The 8,171-nt window shown below is 70.8% G+C and carries 5 protein-coding genes; 3 read left to right on the top strand and 2 right to left on the bottom strand.

The window, feature by feature from the left end:
* Window positions 1-131: 131 nt before the first annotated feature.
* Both ACWD6R_RS38785 and ACWD6R_RS38780 read right to left on the bottom strand, forming a co-directional pair.
* Window positions 132-758 carry an NUDIX domain-containing protein gene (locus ACWD6R_RS38785; RefSeq protein WP_451823056.1) on the bottom strand — a complete coding sequence of 209 codons (627 nt, stop codon included), beginning with the start codon at window positions 756-758 and terminating at the stop codon, window positions 132-134.
* A gap of 88 nt (window positions 759-846) precedes the next feature.
* Window positions 847-2,532: a CTP synthase gene (locus tag ACWD6R_RS38780; RefSeq protein ID WP_451823055.1), complete on the bottom strand. Its 1,686-nt coding sequence runs from the start codon at window positions 2,530-2,532 to the stop codon at window positions 847-849.
* Window positions 2,533-2,938: 406 nt separating this feature from the next.
* On the opposite strand from ACWD6R_RS38780, the gene ACWD6R_RS38775 reads away from it, so the two are divergent.
* The 3 genes from ACWD6R_RS38775 to ACWD6R_RS38765 all read left to right on the top strand — a co-directional run bounded on the left by ACWD6R_RS38775 (window position 2,939) and on the right by ACWD6R_RS38765 (window position 8,006).
* Window positions 2,939-4,741, top strand: a complete 1,803-nt coding sequence (locus ACWD6R_RS38775; RefSeq protein WP_451823057.1) for a glycoside hydrolase family 15 protein — start codon at window positions 2,939-2,941, stop codon at window positions 4,739-4,741.
* A 107-nt stretch (window positions 4,742-4,848) separates the two neighbouring features.
* The gene (locus tag ACWD6R_RS38770) at window positions 4,849-6,267 is read left to right on the top strand and encodes an FAD-binding oxidoreductase (protein ID WP_451823054.1); all 1,419 of its coding nucleotides are present in this window, start codon (window positions 4,849-4,851) and stop codon (window positions 6,265-6,267) included.
* Window positions 6,268-6,362: 95 nt separating this feature from the next.
* A complete protein-coding gene (locus tag ACWD6R_RS38765; RefSeq protein WP_451823053.1) occupies window positions 6,363-8,006 on the top strand; it encodes a PucR family transcriptional regulator in 1,644 nt (547 codons plus the stop codon).
* Window positions 8,007-8,171 lie beyond the last annotated feature (165 nt).

The following is an 8,171-nucleotide window of genomic DNA, read 5'->3' as shown; positions in this document are numbered from 1 at the left end:
TGTCGTCCATCACCATGGCTCCGCCATGGCTCAATCCTCCGCCTTGCGATGCACGCACCCCAGCCCCGCTCCTTCACCCACCCCCCCATTGCCGGCCGGTCTTGTCTGCGTCCCGATGGACCGGCGGACCGTCAGACGTCGAACGGCCGGGCCGGCCACGGCGCCTCGGCCGGCCGCAACGAATCGATCCCGTCACCGGCGAGCACCGCCGCGAGCGAGAGGACGCCCACCACGAGGCAGTTGTTGTGCAGCTCCCCGGCGAGCACCCCCCGTACGAGCTCCTGCAGCTCCACCCGTGCCAGCTCCATGTCGGCCTCCTCCTCGGAGACCGCGAAGCGCTCACCGTCCGCCTCGGAGAGGTTCCGGGCGAGGAAGATCCGTACGGCTTCGTCGCAGCCGCCGGGCGTGGTGTAGACGTCGGTCAGCACCCGCCAGTCCTCGGCCTTGGCGTACGCCTCCTCGTAGAGCTCGCGCTGCGCCGCGTGCAGCGGGTTCTCACCGGGGACGTCGAGCAGTCCGGCGGGGATCTCCCAGAGCTTGTGGCGCACGGGGTGCCGGTACTGCCGCAGTACGAGGACCCGGCCCGCGCCGTCGAGTGCGAGCACGGCGACCGATCCGGGGTGGACCTGGTAGTCGCGGCGGACGACCGATCCGTCGGGCATCACCACGTCATCGGTGCGGACGCTGGTCTTGTTGCCCGTGAAGGGGGTCCCCGTCGCAGTGACCTGCCACTCCTCGGGCGTGTCCTGGATAACCATCTACGTCCTCCCACAAAAACAGAAACCGGGGTACGGATCCTCGATCGATCCGTACCCCGGTCAACGGTAACGCCTGCCTGCCGCCGGACTACTTGCCCGACGTGGCACCCTGCTTGCTGTCTGCCCGGGCGCCCGTCTTGCGCTCGACGGCCGCCTTCACCAGGCCCGCGAAGAGCGGGTGCGGGCGGGTCGGGCGGGAACGGAGCTCCGGGTGCGCCTGGGTGGCGACCAGGTAGGGGTGGATCTCGCGCGGGTACTCGACGTACTCGACGAGCTTGTTGTCCGGCGAGGTGCCGGAGAAGACCAGACCGGCCTTCTTCTCCAGCTCGGCGCGGTAGGCGTTGTTGACCTCGTAGCGGTGGCGGTGACGCTCCTCCACGTACGGCTGGTCGTCGTACGCCTCACGGACCAGCGAGCCCTCGGCGAGCTTCGCCGGGTACAGGCCGAGCCGCATGGTGCCGCCCAGGTCACCCGCGCCCTCGACGTAGGCGAGCTGCTCCTCCATCGTCGAGATGACGGGGTGGGAGGTGGCGGCGTCGAACTCGGTGGAGTTGGCGTCGGGGATCTCGGCGAGGTTGCGCGCCGCCTCGATCACGATGCACTGCAGGCCGAGGCAGAGGCCGAGCAGCGGCACCTTGTTCTCACGGGCGTACTGAATGGCGCCGATCTTGCCGTTGACACCGCGGTCGCCGAAGCCGCCGGGGACGCAGATCGCGTCGACGTCGGAGAGCTGCCTGGCGGCACCGGCCGGGGTCTTGCAGTCGTCGGAGGCGACCCACTTGACCTTGACCCTGGCCTTGTTCGCGAAGCCGCCGGCCCGGATGGCCTCGGTGACGGAGAGGTACGCGTCGGGCAGGTCGATGTACTTGCCGACGAGCGCGACAGTGACCTCGTGGTCGGGGTTGTGGACGCGGTCCAGCAGGTCGTCCCAGGTGGTCCAGTCGACATCGCGGAACGGCAGGTCGAGCTTGCGCACCACGTACGCGTCCAGACCCTCGGTGTGCAGCACCTTCGGAATGTCATAGATCGACTTGGCGTCCACACAGGCCACCACAGCGGCTTCGTCGACGTCGCACATCAGCGAGATCTTGCGCTTGATGGCGGTCGGTACGTCACGGTCGGCGCGCAGCACGATGGCGTCCGGCTGGATACCGATGTTGCGCAGCGCCGCGACGGAGTGCTGGGTGGGCTTGGTCTTGAGCTCGCCGGACGGGCCGATGTACGGCAGCAACGAGATGTGCACGACGAAGACGTTGTCCCGGCCGACCTCGTGACGGACCTGGCGGACGGTCTCCAGGAACGGCAGCGACTCGATGTCGCCGACCGTGCCGCCGACCTCGGTGATGACGACGTCGACGTCGTCGGTGGCCATGCGGCGGATGCGGTGCTTGATCTCGTTGGTGATGTGCGGGATGACCTGCACGGTGTCACCGAGGTACTCGCCGCGCCGCTCCTTGGCGATGACCTGCGAGTACACCTGGCCGGTCGTGACGTTGGCGGAGCCGTCGAGGTCGACGTCGAGGAAGCGCTCGTAGTGGCCGATGTCCAGGTCGGTCTCGGCGCCGTCGTTGGTGACGAACACCTCGCCGTGCTGGAACGGGTTCATCGTGCCCGGGTCGACGTTCAGGTAGGGGTCGAGCTTCTGCATGGTGACCCGAAGGCCCCGCGCCTTGAGCAGGGCACCCAGGCTGGAGGCAGTCAGACCCTTGCCGAGGGATGAGGCGACACCCCCGGTGACGAAGATGTGCTTGGTCGTCGTGGATGTGGGCTGCATAGCCAAAGGGGGCTCCCGTGGTCGCGGATCTTGAGGTGCGTACCGGCGTTGCCATCCGGAGATTCGGAGGCGCCGTCGCTGCGGTTCGGGGGCCTCGTCCGCTGTTGCTGACGACCACCGGTCCACGGGCTACCAGGGTATCAGCGACCAGGGGAGCCCGCTTCCGGCCACACCCGGCACACTCGCCGCACAGAATCACCGCACCACGTTCACGCCCCACCCGTTCGGCGCAGACGTATTGCCGGGGCCGTCGCGCGGATCAAGCACGTGCGTCGTATCCTGCTCAAACACTCGCCCCGGGCGAGGCATTGGAGCCCTCGGCTCACCACAACAACCCCTTGCAACGACCTCTTGACCCGCAGTAAGCGCCCCACGGGGCGACATGGCCGTTCGACTGGAGATGCACGTGGCCGGGCGCATCGAGGATTACGCACTCATCGGAGACATGCAGACCGCTGCCCTGGTCTGCCGGGACGGCACAGCCGACTGGCTGTGCCTGCCCCGCTTCGACTCGCATGCCGTCTTCGCGGGACTGCTGGGTACCGAGGAGCACGGCTTCTGGCGCCTGGGCCCCGCGTACGCGACCGGGGCGGAGCCACCGGCGGCGGACCGGCGGCGCTACCGCGGGGACTCCCTCATCCTGGAGTCGGAGTGGGACACGCCGCGCGGCACGGTCCGCGTGACCGATTTCATGCCCCCGCGTGACGGTGCGCCGCAACTGATCCGGATCGTGGAAGGGATCAGCGGCCGGGTGCCGATGCGCTCCGAGCTGCGCATGCGGTTCAGCTACGGGCGGGTCATCCCGTGGGTGCACAAGGTCGACGCCCGTACGGTCGCGGTCGCCGGCCCGGACTCCGTCTGGCTGGACACGCCCGCCGACACGTACGGCGAGAACCTGACGACATACTCCGACTTCACCGTCGCACCGGGGGACCGGATCGCCTTCACCATCAGCTGGCAGCCCTCGCACCACGAGCCGCCCGGACTGCCGGACCCCGAGGGGTCGCTGGAGGCGACGGAGGACTTCTGGCGCGAGTGGGTCGAACAGTGCACGTACCACGGCCCCTACCGCGAGGCGGTGGTCCGCTCCCTGATCACCCTGAAGGCGCTGACGTACGCGCCGACCGGCGGCATCGTCGCCGCCCCGACCACCTCGCTGCCGGAGGACATCGGCGGCTCGCGGAACTGGGACTATCGCTACACCTGGCTGCGCGACGCGGCGATCACCCTCTCCTCGCTGCTGCGCACCGGCTACCGCGAGGAGGCCCGCGCCTGGCGCGAGTGGCTGCTGCGGGCCGTCGCGGGTGACCCGGAGAACCTGCAGATCATGTACGGCATCGCGGGCGAGCGCGAGCTGGGCGAGGCCGAGCTGGACTGGCTGCCCGGTTACGAGAACTCAGGCCCGGTCCGGGTCGGCAACGGCGCGGTGGGCCAGCTGCAGCTCGATGTGTACGGCGAGGTCATCGAGGCGCTGCACCTCGCCCACATGACGGGCCTGACCCGCAACGACTACGCGATGGGGCTCCAGCTCAAGCTGATCTCGTACCTGGAGAACCACTGGGACGAACCGGACGAAGGCATCTGGGAGGTGCGCGGGCCGCGCCGTCACTTCGTCCACTCCAAGGTCATGGCCTGGGTCGCCGTCGACCGCACCATCAAGCTGATCGAGTCCGGGGACACCGAAGGTCCACTGGAGCGGTGGCGGGAACTGCGCGACGTCATCCACCGCGATGTCTGCGAAAACGGCTACGACAAGGAACGCAACACCTTCACCCAGTCCTACGGGTCGAGGGAGCTCGACGCGTCACTGCTGCTGATCCCGCAGATGGGCTTCCTGCCGCCGGACGACAAGCGGGTCATCGGCACGATCGAGGCGATCCAGCGCGAGCTGTCCACGGAGGACGGCTTCGTGCTGCGCTACCCCACCAAGGGCGAGGACGCGGGCGTCGACGGTCTCGAGGGCGACGAGGGCGCGTTCCTGGCGTGCTCGTTCTGGCTGGCCGACGACCTGGCGATGATCGGACGGGTCGACGAGGCACGCCAGCTCTTCGAACGGCTGCTCTCGCTCCGCAACGACCTGGGACTGCTCGCGGAGGAGTGGGACCCGCGGCTGCAGCGGCAGGTGGGGAACTTCCCGCAGGCGTTCAGCCATGTGCCGCTGATCGACACGGCGCTGCGGCTGACGGCGAGCGGGGCCTACGTCGGCTGACCGCCGGCCGCCGGAGGCATGTCAGGGCCGGTCTTCCCGGGCCGGTGCGGTCCGGGAGCACCGCCCTACGATTGAAGTGACCTGTCACGCCCTCGGAAGGGGGCATCATGACGCCCCGCAGCACCACCGGCACCGGCGACACCACCGGTACGACGGACCTCGCCGTGGACAGTCTCCGCCGCGATCTCACCGGCGAAGCCTTCGCACCCGGGGAAGCCGGATACAACGAGGCGCGCATGATCTTCAACGGCATGATCGACCGGCGGCCCGCAGTGGTCGCCCAGTGCGCGTCGGAGGCGGACGTGGCGCTGTCGGTCCGGTTCGCCCGTGAGCACGGCCTGGAGATCGCGGTCCGTGGCGGCGGCCACAGCGTCGCGGGCATGTCACTCACCGACGGCGGACTGGTGGTCGACCTCCGCCGCATGAACAGCGTGACGGTCGCCCCGAGCGACGAGGCGGCGCGCGTCGGCGGCGGCGCGACCATGAGCGATCTGGACCGGGCCACCCAGCCGTACGGTCTGGCGACCACCGGTGGCCGGGCCTCCACCACCGGTGTGGGCGGCTTCACACTGGGCGGCGGCTCCGGCTGGCTGGAGCGGAGATTCGGTCTGGCCTGCGACAACCTGCTGGCCGCTGAGCTGGTGACCGCGGACGGCAGCACCGTCCACGCGAGCCTCGACGAGAACCCTGAACTGTTCTGGGCGCTGCACGGCGGCGGCGGCAACTTCGGCGTCGCCACCTCACTCACCGTCGGCCTGCACGAACTGCCGGAGATGTCCTTCGCGCTGCTGCTGTACCGCCCCGAGGCCGGTCCCGAAGTGCTGCGTGCGTACCGGGACCTGATGGCCTCCGCGCCGGACGAGGCCGGCGGAGCCCTTCTCTGCATCACCGGGCCGCCCGAGGACTTCGTACCGGAGCATCTGGTCGGCACACTCGTCTGCGGCGTCCTGCTCACCTGTACCGGGCCGTCGGCCCGGGCCCGGGAACTGGCCGGGCCGCTGCTCGCCCTCGACCACGAGTCCGAGGTGATCACCGACATCCCGTACGCGGACCTGCAGTGCATGCTCGACGCCCCGCCCGGGATGCGGAACTACTGGTCCGCCGAGTACCTGGACACCTTCCCCGACGAAGCGGTGGACCTGTTCTGCTCCCGCGCCGCCGACATGCCCGTCCCCTCCGCTTCGCAGCACGCCCTCTTCCCGATGGGCGGTGCGGTGGCCCGCGGCCCCGCCGAGTACCCGCTGCCGTGGCGCACCGCCCGCTGGGCCGTGCACCCCTTCGGCGTCTGGGAGAGCCCGTCCGACGACGAGCGCGGCCGCCAGTGGGTACGTCAGGTGCGCGCCGATGTGCGCCCCTGGTCCACCGGCGCCGTCTACCTCAACTTCATCGGGCACGAGGGCTCGGGCCGGGTCGTCGCCGGACTCGGCGCCGAGAACTACGCCCGGCTCGCCGCGGTCAAGGCCGCGTACGACCCTGACAACGTGTTCCACCTCAACCACAATGTCGAGCCTGCCGCCGCCCGGTGAACTCCCCCGACGACGGCTCCGCAGCATCCGGCCGGTACCTTCCTGACCAGGACGACAGCCCGCCCGACCCGAACGGAAGCACGAGGCCAGAACCAGTGGAGAACCAAGGCGGAATCACCGTGCAGCGTGCCCTGGAGCTGCCGGGGCTGCGCAGCGGACTCCCCGAGGTGCTGGCCGGCGCGGACCGGCTGAACCGCACGGTGCGCTGGGTGCACGCGGGCGAGGTCCCGAACATCGCATCCCTCCTCAAGGGCGGTGAGCTGCTGCTCACCACCGGTCTGGGGCTCGGCACCCGCCCCGCCGAGCAGCGCACCTTCGTGCGCAGGCTCGCCGACCGCGGGATCGCCGCCCTGGTGGTGGAGCTCGGGCCGCGCTTCAGCAGACTGCCCGCCTCGATCGTGGACGCCGCGCGGGCAGCCGGTCTGCCGCTCGTGCAGCTGCACCGCGAGGTGCCGTTCGTGACGGTGACCGAGGAGATCCACACCGAGATCGTCAACGGCCATTACGCGCTGCTGCGGCAGGCCGAGGACGTGCACCGGCGGTGCACGGAGGCGCTGCTCGGCGGCGGCGGGGTCCCGCAGGTGCTCGGCATCCTGGCGGACTTCACCGCCAACCCGGTCTTCCTGGAGACGGCGGACGGGCAGCTGCTGTACGCGGCGGGCACCGAGTCCGGTCCGGTCTCCGCCGATCCGCTCCAGGTGTGGGACGGGATGCGCGGCGACCGGGCGGCCCGCGAGGCACCGCCCACGGGTGCGGTGCTGGTGGATGTGCCGGGCGGCGGCCCCGGGTCCGGTTCGGTACGGGCCAGGCTGGTGCTCCTCGCGGTGTCCGGACCACTGGTGACGGTGCACCGGATGGCGGCGGAGCGGGCGGCGGGCATCCTCGCCGTGGTGCTGATGCAGGCCCGCCAGGAGGAGGAACTCGCCGCGCGCGGCCGCGGCGACTTCCTGACGGACCTCGCGGAGGGCCGGATCACTCCGGAGGACGCACCCGCGCAGGCCCGCGTACTGGGCTTCAAGCCGGGCGAGGCGCCGCTGCTGCCGGTGGTGATGCGACTGGCCCCCGAGCTGTCCCCGTCGGGCAACTGGGCGCTGCTGGCGCGCGCGGTCCTGGAGGAGCTGTCATCGGTGGGCGTGCCGGTGCTGCTCGGCGTACGCCCCGTGGAGGGCAGGGTTCCGCTGCTGCTCGGCCTGCGGTCCGAGTCGGAGCGTACGGCGGTGGCCGACCGGGTCGCGGCGGCGCTGCGGGCCGGCGTCGAACGGGCCGGGCTGGAGCGGGCGGGCGCGCAGCCGCCGGTCGTGGTGGTCGGGGTCGCGGGCGGCTGGGCGGCGGCCGGGGCGGGGCTGCGGCACGCAGCGGAAACGGCGACGGCCGCGCAGGGGCTCAGCAACCGGCCCTGGTACGACGCCCGGCGCCTGGACATCGACCTGCTGCTGTGGCGGCTGCGGGACCATCCGGACCTGGCGGCGTTCGTGGAACGGGCGATCGGCCCGCTGCGCGATCACGACCGCACCTCGCGCCCGCCGCTGCTGCCCACCCTGGAGTCGTATCTCGCCCACGCGGGCCGCAAGGCGGAGACGGCCCGCGAACTGCACCTGAACCGCCAGACCCTCTACAACCGTCTGGCCCGCATCGGAGAGCTGCTGGGCACGGACCTGGACGACCCCCAGACGGTCCTGGCTCTGAGCCTGGCCCTGAGAGCCCGCCGCCACGCCAAACCGGGAGCATCAGGCGACTGAGAGCCTGTCGGGTGACCTCTGATCGGGCGGCCACGCCCTGGCCCGCACGCTTCCCGCGTTGCCGAAATGCGGCTCTCCTGCTGCATGAGTGGGTCACTCTGTGGCGGGTTGGCGACCGGGGAGGGTGGGACGTTCCCCGGCGAGGGTGAGCATGACGAGGGCGAT

It is taken from the genome of Streptomyces sp. NPDC005151, assembly GCF_053599875.1.
The sequence above is the reverse complement of the archived record's forward strand: the minus strand, read 5'-3'. Positions and strand labels throughout refer to the sequence as shown.